The organism is Flexivirga sp. G2 (genome assembly GCF_055397625.1).
The window spans coordinates 1,391,614-1,409,798 of the sequence record NZ_AP039675.1 but is presented as its reverse complement, the minus strand read 5'-3'; the positions used below and the strand labels follow the sequence as shown (position 1 = coordinate 1,409,798).

General features: G+C 67.0%; 17 protein-coding genes and 1 pseudogene. 8 read left to right on the top strand and 10 right to left on the bottom strand.

The annotated features are described in order from the left end of the window. Position 1: 1 nt before the first annotated feature. Complete coding sequence (locus tag ACZ50J_RS06890; RefSeq protein ID WP_464300524.1) at positions 2-661, top strand: HD domain-containing protein; 660 nt, start codon at positions 2-4, stop codon at positions 659-661. 22 nt (positions 662-683) lie between these two features. On the opposite strand, the gene ACZ50J_RS06885 is transcribed toward ACZ50J_RS06890, so the two are convergent. From ACZ50J_RS06885 to ACZ50J_RS06870, 4 genes are read right to left on the bottom strand one after another with little or no spacing between them, the layout of a single operon-like run. Further along, the gene (locus ACZ50J_RS06885; protein ID WP_464300523.1) at positions 684-2,186 is read right to left on the bottom strand and encodes an APC family permease; all 1,503 of its coding nucleotides are present in this window, start codon (positions 2,184-2,186) and stop codon (positions 684-686) included. Then, the gene (locus tag ACZ50J_RS06880; RefSeq protein WP_464300522.1) at positions 2,183-3,562 is read right to left on the bottom strand and encodes an NAD(P)/FAD-dependent oxidoreductase; all 1,380 of its coding nucleotides are present in this window, start codon (positions 3,560-3,562) and stop codon (positions 2,183-2,185) included. The genes ACZ50J_RS06885 and ACZ50J_RS06880 overlap by 4 nt, the downstream gene beginning before the upstream one ends. Further along, positions 3,562-4,926: an aminotransferase class III-fold pyridoxal phosphate-dependent enzyme gene (locus ACZ50J_RS06875; RefSeq protein ID WP_464300521.1), complete on the bottom strand. Its 1,365-nt coding sequence runs from the start codon at positions 4,924-4,926 to the stop codon at positions 3,562-3,564. The genes ACZ50J_RS06880 and ACZ50J_RS06875 overlap by 1 nt, the downstream gene beginning before the upstream one ends. After that, positions 4,913-6,403, bottom strand: coding sequence for a CoA-acylating methylmalonate-semialdehyde dehydrogenase (locus tag ACZ50J_RS06870; protein WP_464300520.1), 1,491 nt, complete (start codon positions 6,401-6,403; stop codon positions 4,913-4,915). Before ACZ50J_RS06870 ends, ACZ50J_RS06875 begins: the two co-directional genes overlap by 14 nt. Positions 6,404-6,463: 60 nt before the next feature. Between ACZ50J_RS06870 and ACZ50J_RS06865 the strand changes: the two genes are divergently transcribed. Further along, the gene (locus ACZ50J_RS06865) at positions 6,464-7,804 is read left to right on the top strand and encodes an aminotransferase-like domain-containing protein (protein ID WP_464300519.1); all 1,341 of its coding nucleotides are present in this window, start codon (positions 6,464-6,466) and stop codon (positions 7,802-7,804) included. A gap of 68 nt (positions 7,805-7,872) precedes the next feature. After that, entirely contained in the window at positions 7,873-9,345 is a 1,473-nt protein-coding gene (locus ACZ50J_RS06860; RefSeq protein WP_464300518.1) for a gamma-aminobutyraldehyde dehydrogenase, read from the top strand. 5 nt (positions 9,346-9,350) lie between these two features. Here ACZ50J_RS06860 and ACZ50J_RS06855 read toward each other — a convergent pair whose 3' ends face one another. Together ACZ50J_RS06855 and ACZ50J_RS06850 are read right to left on the bottom strand one after the other, a co-directional pair. Next, complete coding sequence (locus tag ACZ50J_RS06855; protein WP_464300517.1) at positions 9,351-10,208, bottom strand: ABC transporter permease; 858 nt, start codon at positions 10,206-10,208, stop codon at positions 9,351-9,353. Next, positions 10,205-11,095: an ABC transporter ATP-binding protein gene (locus ACZ50J_RS06850; RefSeq protein WP_464300516.1), complete on the bottom strand. Its 891-nt coding sequence runs from the start codon at positions 11,093-11,095 to the stop codon at positions 10,205-10,207. The genes ACZ50J_RS06855 and ACZ50J_RS06850 overlap by 4 nt, the downstream gene beginning before the upstream one ends. Positions 11,096-11,206: 111 nt before the next feature. On the opposite strand from ACZ50J_RS06850, the gene ACZ50J_RS06845 reads away from it, so the two are divergent. Genes ACZ50J_RS06845 through ACZ50J_RS06835 form a run of 3 tightly spaced genes read left to right on the top strand, consistent with a single transcriptional unit; the run spans position 11,207 to position 14,252 of the window. Further along, the gene (locus tag ACZ50J_RS06845) at positions 11,207-12,400 is read left to right on the top strand and encodes a sensor histidine kinase (protein WP_464300515.1); all 1,194 of its coding nucleotides are present in this window, start codon (positions 11,207-11,209) and stop codon (positions 12,398-12,400) included. Next, complete coding sequence (locus tag ACZ50J_RS06840) at positions 12,397-13,059, top strand: response regulator (protein ID WP_464300514.1); 663 nt, start codon at positions 12,397-12,399, stop codon at positions 13,057-13,059. Before ACZ50J_RS06845 ends, ACZ50J_RS06840 begins: the two co-directional genes overlap by 4 nt. Beyond that, positions 13,056-14,252 carry a lanthionine synthetase LanC family protein gene (locus tag ACZ50J_RS06835; RefSeq protein ID WP_464300513.1) on the top strand — a complete coding sequence of 399 codons (1,197 nt, stop codon included), beginning with the start codon at positions 13,056-13,058 and terminating at the stop codon, positions 14,250-14,252. Before ACZ50J_RS06840 ends, ACZ50J_RS06835 begins: the two co-directional genes overlap by 4 nt. On the opposite strand, the gene ACZ50J_RS06830 is transcribed toward ACZ50J_RS06835, so the two are convergent. After that, positions 14,231-15,013, bottom strand: a complete 783-nt coding sequence (locus tag ACZ50J_RS06830; RefSeq protein WP_464300512.1) for a class I SAM-dependent methyltransferase — start codon at positions 15,011-15,013, stop codon at positions 14,231-14,233. The genes ACZ50J_RS06835 and ACZ50J_RS06830 overlap by 22 nt on opposite strands. A gap of 105 nt (positions 15,014-15,118) precedes the next feature. Beyond that, positions 15,119-15,601, bottom strand: a complete 483-nt coding sequence (locus ACZ50J_RS06825; RefSeq protein ID WP_464300511.1) for a DinB family protein — start codon at positions 15,599-15,601, stop codon at positions 15,119-15,121. Positions 15,602-15,659: 58 nt separating this feature from the next. On the opposite strand from ACZ50J_RS06825, the gene ACZ50J_RS06820 reads away from it, so the two are divergent. Then, positions 15,660-15,815: a hypothetical protein gene (locus ACZ50J_RS06820; RefSeq protein ID WP_464300510.1), complete on the top strand. Its 156-nt coding sequence runs from the start codon at positions 15,660-15,662 to the stop codon at positions 15,813-15,815. Here ACZ50J_RS06820 and ACZ50J_RS06815 read toward each other — a convergent pair. Next, positions 15,801-15,869 (bottom strand): annotated as a pseudogene (locus ACZ50J_RS06815) (hypothetical protein); the annotation flags it as partial. The gene ACZ50J_RS06820 and the pseudogene ACZ50J_RS06815 overlap by 15 nt on opposite strands. A gap of 149 nt (positions 15,870-16,018) precedes the next feature. Beyond that, the gene (locus tag ACZ50J_RS06810) at positions 16,019-17,035 is read right to left on the bottom strand and encodes a methyltransferase domain-containing protein (RefSeq protein WP_464300509.1); all 1,017 of its coding nucleotides are present in this window, start codon (positions 17,033-17,035) and stop codon (positions 16,019-16,021) included. Positions 17,036-17,201: 166 nt separating this feature from the next. On the opposite strand from ACZ50J_RS06810, the gene ACZ50J_RS06805 reads away from it, so the two are divergent. Then, positions 17,202-18,185 carry an ABC transporter permease gene (locus ACZ50J_RS06805; protein WP_464300508.1) on the top strand — a complete coding sequence of 328 codons (984 nt, stop codon included), beginning with the start codon at positions 17,202-17,204 and terminating at the stop codon, positions 18,183-18,185.

Genomic DNA, 18,185 nt, shown 5'->3' with positions numbered 1-18,185 from the left:
CATGTCCGACACGGAGTTGCTCGATGCCTGGACCAGCAACCTGGCGCGGCTCGCCCCTGCGGTCGACCGCGCGACCGCGCGTCGCGGAGGAGCAGACCTGCTGGCTCGCTGGCGCGAGCCGCACCGCAGCTATCACACCGACCAGCATCTGGCGGAGATGCTTTCCGCCATCGACGAACTCGGGTCGTCCAGTGGACTCGGCGAGCGCGAGACATGCCTCGCGCGGATCGCCGCCTGGCTGCACGACGCGGTGTATGACGTGCACGCACCGACCGGCGACAGCGAGCGCGCGAGCGCTGAGCTGGCTCGAAACCTGTTGGCGTCGTTGCAGGTCAACGCATCCGACATACAAGTCGTCGAGGTGCTGATCCTGCTGACGATCGACCACGGCACCGGACTTCCGGGTGCGCTCGCCGACGTCTTCACCGATGCGGATCTGGCGATTCTGGCCGCCCCGGATGCACGGTTCGACGAATACTGCGCGCAGGTTCGCGCCGAGTACGCGCACGTGCCGGACGCGGCATACGCGACGGGTCGTGGCGACATCCTCGCCGCACTCGCCGACCGGCCGGAGGTCTACCGTTCGCCATACGCCAGGAGAGCGTGGAGCGGTCGAGCCCGCGCCAATGTGCGGCGCGAGCTCCATCGACTCGGTAGCTAGTCGGCGCGCATCGCCATACGAATCAACGGGTTTCGACGATCGAGGACGCGTCGTGGAGCACGGCGACCGGGTCGATGCCGACGCCGAAATCGATGCCTTCGACCTCGACAGCGCCCCGCGACTGACCGCCCCACGCCCGACGGGCGAGCGGATAGAGCACCACTCCCAGCGCGAGGATGATCAGCCCGATCCAGAACGCCGCAGGCTCATCGTTGAACGCGCTCGCGCCGAGCCACATGGTGAAGACCAACGGCCCGAGCGGGAGCAGCCACGCAACCAGCCAGCCGCCGGGCACGCGGTACGGGCGTCGCATCGCCGGGAACTTGCGACGCAACATCAGGAAGGCCCCGAACTCCATCAGGATCGCTGCGAGGTTCGTGATGACGTCAGCGTCGACAAGGGCCTCGAAGTTGAGCGCGCAGAAGACCGCGAAAACCACACAGCTGAGCAGGATTGCCGCTGCCGGGGTGCCATGGCGCTCGTGATCGCGCGCAACCCACCGCGGCAGGTAGCCGTCACCGGCGAGCACTTTCGGCACCCGCGAGCCTGACATCAGCAGCGATGAAAAGAGTCCCACCTGGGCGATCACGGCCGCGATGGTGACCAACAGCTTCAGCCACGGCCCGGCCAGCAAGTTCGCGGCGTTGGCGAAGTCGCCGTCGTCCCAAGCCGACATGTCTCCGTGGTGCAGCCCGCTGCCGAGCGCGCCGATCATCGGCAGCACGTAGCTGATGGTGATCAGCGGAATGGAGATCAACAGCGCTTTCGGATAGGTACGACGCGGCGAATCGACCTCTGCTAGGACGGTACTCGGACTCTCCCAGCCGATGTAGTTCCAGATCACAACCGCGAGCGCGGCGCCGAACGAGCTGAACACCGTTTGGTCTGGAAGCGTGAATGACTTTGCAATCGTCTCGGATTCACCGTCCAACAGCCGCCACAGGCCGAGCACCGAAGTGATGACGAATGGCGCAAGCACGAGCACCATCATCATCAGCGACGTGTCGCCAACCACTCGGGACCCGCGAATGTTCAACCAGGCCAACGGAATCATGAACGCGATCGCGAGCAGCCAATGCGCGTCGAACGACAGATCGCCGCCCCCCAAGCTGAACGCGACATGGTCACCGCGCTCGAAGAACGGCACCCATTGAGCGAGGTAGTCGGCAAACACTATCGGGTACAGCGCGGTGTCCAGGAAGGTGTTGAGCCAGGACCACGCGCCTTGCACGAAGGCCGGGAAGCGCCCGAATGCCGCCTTCACCCAGTAGTAGTAGCCGCCGTCGATAGGCATGGCAGTCCCGAGCTCGGCGGACATCAGCGCACACGGTATGGCGAAGACCACTGGTACGACGACGAGCATCAACAGCGCCATACCAGCACCCGATGAGCCGACCGCTTCCTCGAGGCCGAACGGGCCGCCCGACACGCTGAAGTAGATGATCCCGACCAGTGGCAGCGTGCCCATCTTGGCGCGCAGGACAGCCCCGGTCGTGACGGAACGCTCCTCGTGCAGCTCGGTCATGAATCAAATCCAAGACCGACGCGGTCGAGACCGCGCAACCACAGGTTCCGCCGCCCCTCCTTCTCGTCGGCACGTGCCAGGGACCATCGAGTTGCCTCAATCCCGATGAATGCCAACGGTTCGGGCGGAAACGGCAGCGGTCGATTTTGCACGAGCGGTGTGCGAGTGCGTTCGGTCTCACGTCCGTCGAGCAGATCGAGCATTACCTGTGCGCCGAAACGTGTGGCACCAACACCGAGGCCGGTGTAGCCGAGCGCGTAGGCAACGCGGGCGTCATACGCGCTACCGAAGAAGGCGCAGAACCGGGTGCACGTGTCGATCGCACCGCCCCACCGGTGGCTGAACCCGATGCCGGCCAGCTGCGGGAAGGTCGTGTCGAAGTGCTCGGCCAGCTTCCGAAACGTCGCTGGTCGGTCGTCATACTCGTGCTTGATCTGGCGGCCGTAGTGATAGACCGCGTCATAGCCACCCCAGAGGATTCGATTGTCGGCACTCAATCGGTAGTAGTGGAACTGATTACCGCTGTCACCGAAGCCTTGCCGGTGCTGCCAACCGATCGACGCGAGTTGCTCGTCGGTGAGCGGATCGGTCATCAGCACGTGGTCGTAGACCGGCACTGTGTGGAACCGCAAGCGACGCAGCAGAGCCGGAAACACATTAGTGCCCAACGCAACTCGCGCCGCGTGCACGGATCCATGATCGGTGCGAAGCTCGATGTCGTGGTCGTGCTTGACCAGCTCGCGGACCGGCGTCTGCTCGACGATGCGCACGCCGAGCCGCTCCGCGAGCTCGGCCAGACCCCACGCGAGCTTCGCCGGGTTGAGCATCGCGACACCGCGCTCGTCCCACACGCCGCCGAGAAAGGTCGGTGAATTCAGCTCGGCCCGTATGGCGTCCCGGTCCAGCACGCGCGAACCGGGCTCGGCCACGTGATCGGCCAATTGGTAGGGCTCGGTGGCAACGTCCACCTCACCGGTTCGTTCGAATTCACAATCAATGCCGTACTTTTCGACGGTTTGCTCAATCTCGTCGAGGTTCTGCATTCCGAGCCGGTCCAGCTCGTCCTGCGCCTGCTCACCGAACCGCGAGAGCCCGTTGTCCCGGCCGTGGGTCAGGCTCGCCGCGCAGAACCCGCCGTTGCGACCCGTAGCCGCCCACGCGAGGCGGCCACCTTCCAGCAGCACGACGTCTCTGTCCGGCTCGGCTTCCTTGGCGAGCACGGCTGTCCAGAGTCCGCTGAAACCACCGCCCACAATCGCCAGATCGCACGAACTGTCTTGCGCGAGGGGCGACCTCGGCTCCGGCCGGTCGGCAGTATCGAGCCAGAACGGCATACGCTTGGCGGCGCCGAGGCGATCGTCAATGGTGTTCACCATTATGCACGCGCCTGTTCGTCGGCAACATCCAGTGCCGCGTCGATGATGTCGAGTCCGGTGCGCAGCTCATCCTCGCTAATGGTGCAGGGCGGCACAACGTGGGTGCGGTTCATGTTCACGAACGGCCACAGACCGTGCTTCTTGCACTCTGCTGCAAAGGAATTCATCGGCGCCGCGTCCGCGCCGGCCGCGTTGAACGGCACCAGTGGCTCACGGGTTTCCTTGTCCTTGACCAGTTCGATGGCCCAGAACATCCCGAGTCCGCGCACGTCGCCAACGCTGGGGTGTTTAGCCTGCAACGCTGCCAGCCGCGGCTCTACGACGGTTTCACCGAGCTTGCGGACGTGCTCGAGGATCCCTTCCTCCTCGAACGCCTTGATCGAGGCGACGGCCGCCGCGCACGCCAGCGGGTGGCCGGAGTAGGTCATACCTCCCGGGTAGGGCCGCTCCGCGAAACGTTCGTAGGTCGCGGGCCCGAGGATCACGCCGCCCAGTGGGACATACCCGGAGTTGACGCCCTTGGCAAAGGTGATCAAGTCCGGCACAACGTCCCAGTGGTCGATGGCGAACCATTCACCACAGCGCCCGAAGCCGGCCATGACCTCGTCCGCGATGAGTAAAATGCCGTACTCATCGCACAATTCGCGGACTCCGGCGAGGTAGCCGGGCGGCGCGACGAGGATCCCGTTGGTGCCGACGACCGGCTCCTGGATGATCGCGGCGATCGTGCTCGAGCCCTGCAGCTGCACCACGTCCCTCAGGTGGGCGAGCGCCCGCTCACACTCCTGCTCGACGCTGTCGCTGTGGAAGGCCGAGCGGTAGGCGTAGGGCCCGAAGAAGTGCGCCACCGACTGCCCGGTCGGGGTGTTCTCCCAGCGTCGCGGGTCGCCGGTCAGCGCGATCGCGCCGCCCGTTGCACCGTGATAGCTGCGGTATGCCGACAGGATCGTCGGCCGGCCGGTCTGCAATCTCGCCATACGTATGGCGTGCTCGTTGGCGTCGGCGCCGCCGTTGGTGAAGAACACTCGATCGAGTCCGCCCGGCGCACGTTCCGAGATCAATCGGGCGGCTTCGCCGCGCACGTCGCTGCCCATGGCGGGTGCGATGGTCGCCAGGCGCCCGGCCTGCTCCTGTATGGCGGCGACGACCTTCGGATGGCCGTGCCCGATGTTCAGGTTGACCAACTGCGAGGAGAAGTCCAGATAGTGGTTTCCGTCGTAATCCCAGAAGTACGAGCCAGATCCGCCCGCGACAGGCAGCGCGTTGACGTGCGCTTGAGCGCTCCAGGAGTGGAAGACGTGGTTGCGATCGTCGGTGACGACCTGTGCCGCCTTGTCCCGCTCGCCCATCTCAGTGCTCTCCATTGGTCGGGAAGCCGAGGTCGATCCGCGACGTGCCCGGGTCCGGCCAGCGACTCGTCACGACCTTGCGTCGCGTGTTGAAGTTGATCCCCTCCGGCCCGTACATGTGTGTGTCGCCGAAGAGCGATGCCTTCCAGCCGCCGAACGAGTAGTAGCCGACGGGCACCGGGATAGGCACGTTGACGCCGATCATGCCGACCTGCACGTCGAACTGGAATTGCCGCACCGCTCCCCCGTCACGCGTGAAAATCGCTGTTCCGTTCGCGAATCGGTGACTATTGATGAGGTCGAGACCATCGTCATACGACGGAACGCGGACGACTGCGAGGACCGGACCGAAGATCTCGTCGGTGTACGCGACGTTCTCCGGTGACACATCGTCCAACAACGTGCAGCCGAGGAAGAAGCCGCTGTCGCTGCGACCTGTGCGGCCGTCGACTACGACCTTGGCGCCGGCTTGTTCGCCGCGATCGATGTAGTCGATGACCTTGTCGCGGTGCTCCGCGGTGATCAGCGGGCCCATCTCGGAGCCCTCCTGATCACCCGGTCCGATGCGCAGCGAGGGCAGCCGGTCCTTGATCGCATCGATCAGCGGGTCGGCAACCGCGCCGACGGCGACGACGACCGAGACCGCCATACAGCGTTCGCCCGCAGCACCGTACGCTGCCGAAACCGCCGCATCCGCCGCGACATCCAGATCAGCGTCGGGCAGGACCATCATGTGGTTCTTCGCGCCGCCGAGTGCCTGCACTCGCTTGCCGGCCCGGGTCCCGGTCTCGTAGATGTACTGCGCGATGGGTGTGGAGCCGACGAAGCTCACCGCGTCGACGTCATCGTGCTGCAGCAGCCCGTCGACGGCGATCTTGTCGCCCTGCAACACGGTGAATACACCGTCCGGCAGCCCGGCTTCCTGCCACAGCCTGGCCAGCAACAGCGACGCGGACGGGTCCTTCTCGCTGGGCTTGAGGATGAATGCATTCCCGCAAGCGATCGAGCCGGCGCACATCCACAGCGGGACCATCACCGGGAAGTTGAACGGCGTGATGCCGGCAACGACTCCGACCGGTTGCTTGATCGAGTAGACGTCGACGCCGCTAGAGGCCTGCTCGGTGAAGTCGCCCTTCAGCAAATTCGGTATGCCGCAGGCGTATTCAACGTTCTCCAGCCCGCGCGCGATCTCGCCGGCCGCGTCGGGAAGCACCTTGCCGTGCTCGGCAGTTATCAGCGCCGCCAGCTCATCGGTGTGCTCGACCAGCAGCTGCCGAAAGGCGAACAGCACCTTGCTGCGCGTCGCCAGGGAGGTCCGTCGCCACGCCGTCGCAGCAGCACGTGCAGAGTCGACCGCCCTGTCGACATCAGTAGCCGTCGCCAAGCAGACCTCAGCCGACTGATGACCGGTGGCCGGGTTGAAGACGGGAGAGGTCGCGCTCGACTCGCCTGAGGTGAGCCTGCCGTCGATCCAGTGCTGAATGTGCTCCATCTCACGAACGGTACGTGACATGCATTGCCGACACAATCATTTTTATGTAATGTCACAAACATGATCGATGTCCTCGCCGCGGAGCTCACCGAACCGTCCGCGCGTGGTCTCGCCGAAGCAGTCGGGCGTGCCGTTGCCGCCGGATCTCTCTCTGCCGGAACGAAATTGCCACCGATCCGGACCGTCGCCGACGGCCTGCAGCTCTCCCCCACGACTGTCAGCGCGGCCTGGGCAGCCCTGCGCCGTGCCGGCACGATTCGCACCGACGGTCGGCGCGGGTCGTTCGTCGCGGAGAGCCGCGGCGGCATCGACGGCGGCCGTTACCGGCGTGCCGTCGGCAGCCCGGTGCGCTTCGGCCTGGACCTCTCGACCGGTGTGCCCGACCCGACCCTGCTGCCGTCGCTGGACCGGGCGCTGAGCGCGCTGGGCGACGCGTCGACACACAGCTACCTCGACGACCCGGTGGTCCCCGAACTCGCCGAGCGCGTCCTGGGCAGCTGGCCGTTCGCGGCCGAGCGGCTGACCATCCTGGACGGAGCGACCGACGCGATGTCGGCCGCATTGCGGCAATGCGGCGGTTACGGCACTCGCGTCGCGATCGAGAACCCCGCGTTCCCGCCGATGCTGGACCTCCTCGATGACGCCGGGATGCAGCCGATACCGGTCGATCTCGACGAGCAAGGCCCGCAGCCTGCCTCCCTCGTTGCCGCGCTCGACGCAGGCGCGAGCGTTTTCATGCTGCAACCGCGCGGGCAGAACCCCACCGGAGTCACCGTCACAGCGGCTCGCGCCCAGGAGCTGGCAAAGGTGCTCAAGCCGTCGAATGCCGTCGTCCTGGAAGATGATTCGCTGGATGGCATCGCCACGACCGAGCTCGCCAGCATCGGTGCGCACCTGCCCGATCGGGTGTTGCACATCCGGGGTTTCTCCAAGGCGTACGGGCCGGATCTTCGACTGGCCGCCATCGGCGGCGCAGGTGCGCTGATCGCACCCATCGAACGACGCCGCCAGCTCGGCCAGGGATGGACCAGCCGACTCTTGCAACGGCTGCTGCTCGAATTGCTCACCGACCCGGCGAGTCATCGACAGGTCACCACCGCCAAGCAACTCTATGCCGAACGCCGTCGCACGATCATCGAGCGACTCGCCACCGAGGGCGTGCATGTCGCAGGCGATGATGGCATCAACATCTGGGTTCCGGTGCTCGACGAGGTGGCCGCACTGCAGAGCCTGGCCGCCGGAAACATTGGCGCCGCACCAGGATCACCGTTCCGGGTCGAGTCGACCCGTGCGGACCCACCGCACATCCGCGTGACGGTCAGCCTGCTCGCCGAGCATCTGGACGATGTCGCGGCCGCACTCGTCGCCGCGGCCCGCGCAGGGGGATTGATAAGCCGCTGAGCGTCGGCAGCGGCCGCTCCAGGAGGTGCAGACTTGCATCGAATCCACCCAGTCACAACGGAGATCACATGTACCAATTCATCAGTGGCAAGCGCGTCGCCGGTTCGGCGGGCACGATGCCACTCATCGATCCGTCGACCGAGGAGCAGCTCGCCGAGCTCGACCTCGCCGGTCCGCAGGAGGCCGACGCAGCGGTGCACGCTGCGAGCGCCGCCTTCGAGGAATGGTCGCGCGCGACGCCCGCCGAACGGTCCGACGCGATGACCATGTGGGCGGCACTGCTGCGCGAGCGCGCCGAGGACCTGGCGGTGGAGGAGTCGCGCCAGGCCGGCAAGCCGATCCGGCTGTGCCGCGAGTTCGACATACCGGGCAGCATCGACAATGTGGCGTTCTTCGCCGGCGCCGCCCGACAGCTGCACGGCCTCGCATCCGGGGAGTATGACGGTGTGCACACCAGCAGCATTCGCCGCGAGCCCATCGGCGTGGTCGGCTCGATTGCGCCGTGGAACTATCCCCTGCAAATGGCTGCCTGGAAAATCCTGCCTGCTGTCGCGGCGGGTAACACGATCGTGCTGAAACCGTCCGAGCTGACGCCGCTCACAAGCCTCACGTTCGCCGAAACAGCAACGGCCGCAGGAATTCCCGCGGGTGTCATCAATGTGCTGACCGGCACCGGTGAGGCCGTCGGCACACCACTGGTCGGCCATCCGGGCGTCTCGATGGTGTCGTTCACCGGGTCGACCCCCGTCGGCCGTCACGTCGCGACGGTCGCCGCCGCAAGTGCGAAGCGCACGCATTTGGAGCTCGGCGGCAAGGCGCCCTTCGTGGTGTTCGACGACGCCGATCTGGCCGCCGCCATACAAGGTGCAGTGGCGGGTGCTCTCATCAACACCGGGCAAGACTGCACCGCGGCAACGCGGGCATACATTCAGCGCCCGTTGTATGACGCCTTTGTCGCGGGTGTCGCGGAACTGATGAGCTCCGTGCGGCTCGGCCCCACTCTCGACGCGGACACCGACCTGGGCCCGCTGATCAGCGCCAAGCAGCGCGACCACGTCGCGGGCATGGTGTCGCGCGCAGTCGACGCGGGCGCGAAGGTCGCGTGTGGTGGCCGGGCGGTCGATGGCCCCGGCTTCTACTACGAACCGACGCTCATCACCGGCGCCGCCCAGGACTCCGAGATTGTGCAGCGCGAGGTCTTCGGGCCGGTGCTGGTGGCACTGCCGTTCGACGGCGACGACGAGGGCTTGAAGCTGGCCAATGACATCGATTTCGGCCTTGCCGCGTCGGCATGGACCCGTGACGTGTTCCGAGCAGGTCGGGCGTCGCGCGAGATCCGCGCGGGGGCGGTCTGGATCAACGACCACATCCCGATCATCAGCGAGATGCCGCACGGCGGCTATAAGCAATCGGGTTACGGCAAGGACATGAGCACGTACTCGTTCGAGGAGTACACCAATGTCAAACACGTCATGCAGGACATCACCGGTGACGCTGAAAAGGCCTGGCACCGGACGATTTTCGCCAATCCCACGCCCTGAGTTGCTCACCCGCGGATGCGGTCGCGGCTGCGGTCCCGTCGCCAGCCGGCCGCCGCGACCAGGGATGCCGCCACCGCCCAGGCGAGGACCACGCCGATGTCGAGCAGCGGACGCCCCGGCGTGCGGACTCCGAAGTCGGCAGCCTCTCCGGGAGTGGCGATCGCACCCCAGGCGAGGTTGCCCCAGTGCGACGTCGGCAGGTATGCCGAGAGCGCGGCGATCGGCCCGGGCAGCGCGTCGACCGGCGTCATGAAGCCCGACGTGTAGGACAGCGGAAGGAAGATCAGGTTGCCGATCACGCCCGCGGCGCCGGGACGGACCCAGTAGGCGAGCGCGAAACCGAACGGCGCCAGGCACACGGTGCCGAAGAGTATGACGACCCACAGGCGCAACAGATGCGTGATCGGCACACCTGCTCCGACCGCGGCTGCAATGGCCGCATTGCCGGCCAGAACCGTTGTGGCAGCTGCAAGTCCGAGCAACACCTTGCCGCCGAAGAACGACCACAACGGCATGGCGGACGCGCGCAGCCTGCGGATCCAGCCCATCCCGCGTTGCTCGGCGGCCGCGACGCCGACGGCGAAGATCGACAGGTTGACGACGCCGAAGCAGGTGAACGACGCCATCAGCATCGCGGCCACCGCGAGACCGCCGTCGAGGTCGCCGTGCAACGTCGTTCCGAAGAGCACGAAGAGCAGCATCGGCATGGTCACCAGGGCGATGAACCAGCCGCTGCGCCAGCCACCGCGCCACTCGGCCCGGAAGATCGCGAAAGCGGCCGAGAAGCCGAGCGGCATACGCGCGGGGGTCGCGATGGTGTGCCGTCCGTTCGCTCGAACGTCAGCCGCGTGTGGGGTGCTCATGCTGCGTCCTCCTGGGTGAGTGCGACGAACGCGGACTCCAGGTCGGCGTCCGCGACGGTGAGATCGGTGGCGTGATGTCCAGCCGCGAACATCGCGCGCAACAGGGCCTCGACGTCCGCCACGAGCAACTCGTACCGGCCGTCCGGCAAGGTCGAAACCTGCCTGACGCCGGGGTTGTTCGCGAGCCACACCAGCGCCGCCCCGGTCGTGAACTGCACCGTGCTGACGCCGACCCGATGCACGACGTCCTTCGTCGGTGCGTCGGCGATCTTGCGGCCGTGGTGCAGCACGACAACCCGGTCGGCGACCGCCTGCGCCTCTCGCAGGTCATGGGTGGCGAGCACGATGGAGCGGTTCTGCGCGGCCAGGTCGCGGATGGTCTCGAGCAGCCGGCGGCGGCCCGCCACGTCCATCGCCGCGGTCGGCTCGTCGAGCACGAGCAACTCGGGGTTGCCGGTCAGGGCGAGCGCGAGCGACAGTCGTTGCCGCTCACCACCGGACAGCTCGCCGACCCGCCGGTCCGCCTTGTCGGCGAGCTCGACCAGGGCGAGCAACTCGGCCAGCGGGGTACTCACGGGATACAGCTGCTGGGTCAGTCGCACGGTCTCCGCGACGGTCAACCCCACCGGCCCGGTGGTGTCCTGCAGCATCGCGCCCATCCGGGCACGGGCACGGCGGGCGGTCGGCGGCATACCGAACGCGCTGACCGTGCCGGAGCTCGGGTCGCGCAGACCCAGCAACATGTCGAGCAGCGTCGATTTCCCGGCACCGTTCGGACCGAGCAGGGCGACGATCTCCCCCGGCCGCAGCGTCAGGTCGACGGAGTCGACGGCGAGCGTGCCGCGGAAGGAGCGGGTGACCCCGGTGAATCGGGCGATTTCGTCCATGGCATCGACGGTGCCGGATCCGGTGTGCCGCCGGCAGTGTCATCCGGCACGACCGCGGGCCATGACCTTCGGCACGTCTGTCGGCATACGCCCGCGCTCTAAGGTCGTGATGTGCGACCCGTCGAACGTCTGCAATTCGTCAATGGCTGCATCGCCATCGCGATCTTCACGGTGGCCCCGCTCTTCCTCGGCGGGCTGCCGGACCTGCCGCTGCCGTTCCGGATCGTCTACTGGGTGTGTGTCGGCCTGATCATCGTCATCTTCACGCTGGTCGCCGGCACGCCGATCCGGTTCCCTCGTGATCGCCGGACCTACCTGCTGGTCGGCACGTTCGTGGTCGCCTCCTACCTGGGCGCCGCGCTCGGGTCGACCTACGGCTTCAGCATCATGCTGCTGGCCGTGACCACGGCTGTCTGGGCCAGCTTCGTCCCGCTGCGCGTCTCGGTCGCCACCATCCTGGTACTGCTCCCGGCGAGCACGGCGCTGCTGGCCGTCGTCAACAGCCAGGCATCGCTGCTGGCCTGCACCTGGTACGCCGTGCTCACCCTGGTCGTCACCGCGTTCGTGCTGGTCGGCGTCGAGCAGACCGCGATCGTGCAGCGGGAGCGGGAAGCCTCCGAACACGCCCGGCAAGAGGCGGAACGGGCGAATCTGGCTCTGCGCGAGGCGCAGGCACAACTGCGTGAGCGCAGCGCGACCGAGGAACGCCTGCGTATCGCCCGTGAGCTGCACGACGTCGTCGGCCATCAGCTGGCCGGGCTCACCCTCACCCTCGAGACGGCGCGGCACCTGCCGCCGGACGAGGCGCAGCCGTATCTGGACAGCGCGCAGCGGACCGGCAAGGACTTGCTCGCGCAAGTCCGAAGCGTCGTCAGCGAATTGCGCGACAGCGTTCCGGTTGCGGCGAATTCGCTCGCGACGTTGGGTGCGGCCTGGCCCGGGATGCAGATCGAGGTCACCGACGCCGACATACTCGACACGATGCCCGCGGAGCTCCGGCACGCGACCGTGCGGCTCGTGCAGGAATCACTCACCAACGCCGCGCGGCACGGATCAGCGACCCGGGCCTGGGTCGTGCTGGAGGAAGCCGACGACACATTGTCCGTCGTCGTGCGGGACAATGGAGATGGCGCTGCCACAGCGGTCGAGGGCAACGGATTGCGAGGCATGCGAGAGCGTTTCGCGGCCCTCGGTGGATCGGTCGTATGGCGCGGCTCCCCGCAAGGGGGCTTCGTCGTACAAGCGTCGGCGCCACTGGGCACCGACGACGATGCCCGTCGCCACCGGATGCAGGAGCAGGTATGACGGCAGCAGATCCGATCCGCGTGCTCGTCGTGGACGACCAGACGATCGTGCGTGACGGCATCGTCGGGCTGCTGCGCCTGAGCGGGCGGATCGACGTGATCGGGGCGGCAGCAGATGGCCGAAAGGCATTGGAAATACTCGACATCGATCGGCCTGACGTCATACTCCTGGATCTGCGGATGCCGGTGCTGGACGGCATCGCCGTGCTGCACGAGCTGGCCGAGCGCACCGATCCACCACCCTGCCTGGTGCTGACGACCTTCCAGGACGACGACCAGGTGCTGCAGGCGCTGCGCGCGGGCGCCCGCGGCTACCTGCTCAAGGACGTCTCCCTCGACGACCTGGTCGCGGCCGTCGAGACGGTCGCGTCCGGCGGGACGATGGTCTCGTCGTCGGTCACGCAGCGGTTGCTGGACCGCCTGAGTGCGCCCGAAACCGCCGCCGAACCCAACGACCTGCCGGTGCACATCGAGCTCACCACCCGCGAGCGGGAGGTGCTGCGGATGCTGGTCGGTGGGTTCTCCAACAAGGAGATCGCGTCGGCGATGCATCTCGCCCCCGGCACGGTGAAGAACCACGTGTCCACCGTGCTGGCCAAGCTCGGCGTGCGCGACCGCACCCGGGCGGTGTTGCGGGCACTGGAACTGGACCTGGTGTGAGCACGGTGGCGACTTCGGCGCCCGACATCGACGAAGTGGAGGAGTTGGCGCGCGCTGCAGCGGATTGGCTCCTGCTCGCACCGTCGCCGGATCTGTCGCTCTACCACGGGATTCCGGGCATCGTGCTCGCGTTGCACGAAGCCCGCGTCCACTTCGACGATCACCGGTACGACGCAACGATCGAGCGCGGACTCGACCGACTCGCTGCCGGGGTCGCGACGGCGGACAACGCTTCGCTCCACTTCGGGCTGGCCGGTATGGCGTACTGCCTCCATCAGCTCGGCCGGGACGCCGCAGCGCGGGACGCGCTGACCCGGATCCGGGAGACCTTCGACGGTCAACGCTGGAATCCGATGTTCGAACTGCTGATGGGCAACGCAGGCATCGGACTCGGCGCGCTGCACGCGGGAGATCTCGATCTCGCCATACAGGCGGTGCAGCCGTATGTCGGGACCGCGGATCGCACGGCTCACGGCGTCAATTGGGCGGTGCGACCGACACCACCGCGTTCGCATCACATGGCGCACGGCACGCTCGGCATCGCGTGCGCATTGGCGTCGGTCGGAGCCGCCGCCGATCGACCGGACCTGGTCGATCTGGCGGTTCTGGCCGCCGAGGACCTCATCTCCCGCAACACCGCTGGGCCGACGGATTTCCTTGTCCCTCACTCGGATCCGCCGCATCGTCCGGACATCATCGAGCGCTTCAGCTATGGCTGGTGCAACGGCCCGGCGGGTGACGCGCAGCTCTTCCGACTCCTGGCACACCTCACCGGGCACGAGCGATGGGTCGAGCTGCAAGACCGCTGCTGGACGACGGTCACCGAGTCGGGCCTGCCGCATCGGGTGCGACCAGGGTTCTGGGACAACAACGGCCACTGCTGCGGCACCGCCGGGGTTCTCGCCACCGCGTGCGATCGCGTCGTCGAACGCGGTGACGACCTCGGCTTTGCGAACGTGCTCGTCGGAGATCTCCTGGCCCGCGCGACCGTCGATGACGACGGAGCGCGCTGGTCCAACCACGAGCACCGGACCGACCCGCCGGAACTCCAACCACTACCGGGGTGGGCGATGGGCAATGCGGGCATCCTGCGTGAGCTGCTGCGTTATGTGCGACTGCGGCGCGAAGCGGGTGCGGGTTACGCCATACAGTGGCCGGATCAGGCTGCTGCTCAAACGTTTTCAGCAGAGTGAGCAGTGAGGCTGCCCCATACGAGACGGGCCGTCACGTCCAAGGTCAGCGCGCCCTCCGAGTCGGTGATCGGTCGGACGGCGTCGAGGATGGCCGTGTCGAATGCGGCGTTCTCCGCATCGGTCATCAGCGCACGGGCCAGGCTGGACGTCGATCGCAGGGACGCGAGGTAGTCATCCGCGGTCTGCCGGAAGGATCGCGTTGCCGGCACGTATTCGCCCACCTGCTGCCAACTGCCACGTGCGACCAGGTCCTTGCTCACGTCGTATGCGGGGTCGTGATCGGCGGCTCGTGAGAAGCGCTTGATCACGTCGATGACCTCGGCCAGTCGTGCGTGCCGCGCCGTCCGATCCAGCAGAGCGAGCGGCGCACCCGGGCACAGCACGGTGCGTAGTCGCTCGATCACCGCTGGCAGGTCGAACCAGTGCATCGCCTCGCCGGCCACTGCAAGATCGAACGGCCCTGCCGCAGAGAAGGTTTCGGCCGCCTCGCACTGCCAGGTGACGGCTGCGCCGCCGGGCAGCGTGCGGCCGACCTCGATCATCGGAGCCGAGCGTTCGACGGCCACCACGAAGGACACGCGATCGACCATGCGTCGCGCTATCGACCCGTCACCGGCACCGAGATCGAGCACCCGACCCTCACCCGCGAGGTCGACGAGCCGGTCGATCACTTCCGGCGGGTATGGCGGCCGGGCTCGATAGGCGTGCGCCACCTCCGGCAGCAGGAACGTGTCGGCTCGTCCGGCAGACGGTTGCGGCATACGACCTCCTCGATCGCTCAACCCCTTGAACGAACCAGCCGGTGGTGGAGTTCGTGACCGAGGTCTCCGACCGCAGGACGGCACCGGTCGACGACCCTTCCGCGACTAGCCCGATGTGTCGCCGTCGCTGCCCTTCGTCAGCACATCGAGGTCCCGTCGGGCGTAGCGGTGATGGTGCCATTCCTCGTTGGCGATGATCCAGAGGCATTGCCGCACCGGGAAGGCGTGGGCGGTGAAGAACGGTTCACCGGCGGAAGCCGTCAGCTCGTCGTCCGTCACCGAGGCGAGGTAGTCCCGCACCTGGGCCTGGCGTTCGGAACGCATCTGCAGCACGTCCGAGAAGTCGGCCTGCGCATCCAGATCGATGCCCGCCTCGGGTGCGCGATCGCGCCATCCCGAGAAGGGATGGCCGAGCCGATGGTACGGACGATCCCGCCGCAGAATCGCATCGTTCAGCCACACGTCCGTCGCGAAGACCAGGTGCCGCAGGGTCTGCGCCAGCGACCACTCCCCGTGCACCGAGGTGTCGGTCGTCTCGGCCGGCAGAGTCGCTACCTCGTCGAGCGTCCGTTGCCACGTCGTCTCCAACCCGCCAGCCGGAGCGGAATTCGTCGGCGGTGCCCGCTCGCAGCACGACTCGCTCGGGATGCCGGCGGTCGAGCTCTGCCTCGATCAGGTCGGCGACCTCGACGCCGTTGATGACCAGACCGTCGATCTCGCCGTCGACCTCGGCGTTCGTCAGGTCGGCTCCCCGGACATGGGCGTTCCCGAAGTCCGGTTCCCGGAGCCACGCCTCGCGTAGGTCGACGTCGACGATCTCCGCGCCGCGCAGGTCGGTGTCGCTCAGCCGTTTCATCGGGTGATCACCCGATCGATGCCGTGTCGATCCCTCATCGCCATACCTCTCGTTCGCCTTGCTCCGTCGCTCGTTGAGGTGAGCCGTTTCTCTTCGAGTGTGCCGAACTTCAGCGGCGGTATGTCGGCCGTTGCCGAGATCGGACGCTTTCAGCGCCTCTTCGGACGGCGGCTCCGCCGCACGATGTATGCCGTGGGCGTGACCCCGTTGTAGCGGATGACGCGCTCCCCTGCGATCTTCAAACCCCGCGCGCGGGCGACGGATTCGGTGAGCACCCGCTTGTCATCGGTCAACAGCACGCACCGTCCGTCCGAGGTCAGCACGCGTTCCAACTCGCGCAGGATCGCCGGGTAGAGCGTCCGGTTGAGTTCGTTGCTGCCGATGCGCTTGCCGAACGGCAGGTCACTCACCACCCGGTCGACGCTGCCGTCCGCGAGTGGCAGATCGGTCGCGTCCGCGTCGAGCACTTCGACCCGGTCACCCAGGTCGTGGGAGTCCACGTTGCGCCGGGCAGCGGCGATGGACGCCGCATCGTTGTCGATGCTGATGCCTCTGCCCGGACGTAGCAGACCGTCCAGGACGGGAGCCGTTCCGACGCCGCCGCAGACGTCGAGCAGCGTCTCCCCGTCACGCAGTTTGGCCAGTCGCAACAGCCCCGCGGCGACCGGTCCGGGCGTGGTTGCGGGCAGCCGCTCGAAGCCGCCGAACCGAGCGGCCCACGCCCATGGCCCGAGCTCCACGCGCGCGACGCCGCTCGCGACCGAATCGGCCGAAACATCAATGTTGACGGTCCAATCCGAAGGTTCGTTACGCCAGCCCAGCTCGCTGACCAACCGCCCCACGAGCGCTTCGCGACGAGCGCGCTCAACCGGCCCGGGCAGGTGCACCCGGAAGGCGAGGTCCTTCCCCTCGCCCAAACCACAGGAACGCCAGTCGGTTCCGCGCAGCTGATCGATCAGCCGGTCGATCGTGAATTCCGTAGCGAGGTCGAGCGACATCGCAACCCGATCCACCATGGCCGGCAGATTCTCCCGCGCAACGGGCGACTCCAGCCGAATCATCCCGGGAGAGAGGAGGTTTGACGCCACGTTGTCCCGGTCCCGGAGATCACCACGGACCAGGTCCTCCAGACCCACGGGGCAGGTCAGCAACATCGGGTTCGCCATACCGAGGAGCCTACCGAGCAGTTGTCCGGTGTCCTTTCGACCACAGCGATGACATATCCGCTAACGTTATGGGCAAGACAGGGGACGTAACCAACAGTTATGCATGGACCGGCCGTGCGGACTGCCCACTGCCGATCGTAGAACGCCCACCGAGGAGCTCGCACCCTTGATCCGCTTCATCGCCAAGCGATTGCTGGGCTGGCTGGTGATGATCGTCGTCGCGACGAACGTCACCTACTTCCTCGCAAGCTTCTTCCTCGACCCGCGCGCGAATTACGCGCAGGTGCGCCCCATGCCGACGCGTGCCCACATCGACCAGGCACTTGCCGCCTATCACCTGGATCCACGGGACCCGGTCACCTCGCGATGGTGGCACTGGGCCTCATCGGTGGTCACCCACTTCGACTGGGGCCAGTCCCCCACCGGCGGGTCGGTCAACTCCGACGTCGGTTACCGCGTCCTGATCAGCGGCCAACTGGTGCTCGGCGGCACGCTCCTCTCCGTGCTGATCGGCGTCGCACTCGGTGTCTACACCGCCTCCCGGCAGTACCGCGTCACCGACCGGCTGAGCCAGGGCGTCTCCATCGTGCTGCTGAACATCCCGACGGTCGTGGCCGCCCTTGCTCTGGTCTACGGCGCCGTCTGGATCAACCAGCACGTCGGACACCGGCTCTTCTATGTCTCCGACAGCAGCTCACCCGATGTGTCCGGGGTCTTCCCGAGCATTCTCGATCGGTTGAATCACCTTGTGCTGCCGACGATCTCACTGACCTTGCTCGGATACGTGACCTATCACCTCACGCAACGTTCGCTGCTGCTCGACAACATCAACGCCGATTTCGTCCGGACCGCTCGTGCGACCGGCCTCACCCGTGCACAGGCCGTACGCCGGCACGCCCTGCGCGCGTCGCTCATCCCGACGGCGACCACCGTGGCTTTCACGGTGCCCTCGGTCTTCACCGGCGCGATCATCACCGAGAGCATCTTCGGCTGGCACGGCATGGGCGAGTACTTCACGCTGACCATCACCCGGAACGACGTCAACGGAGTCGTCGCGGTCGCCGCGTTCGGGGCGGTGATGACCGCCATCGGCGCGGTCCTCGCCGACATCGCGACCGTCCTGCTCGACCCGCGCGTGAGGATGAGCTGA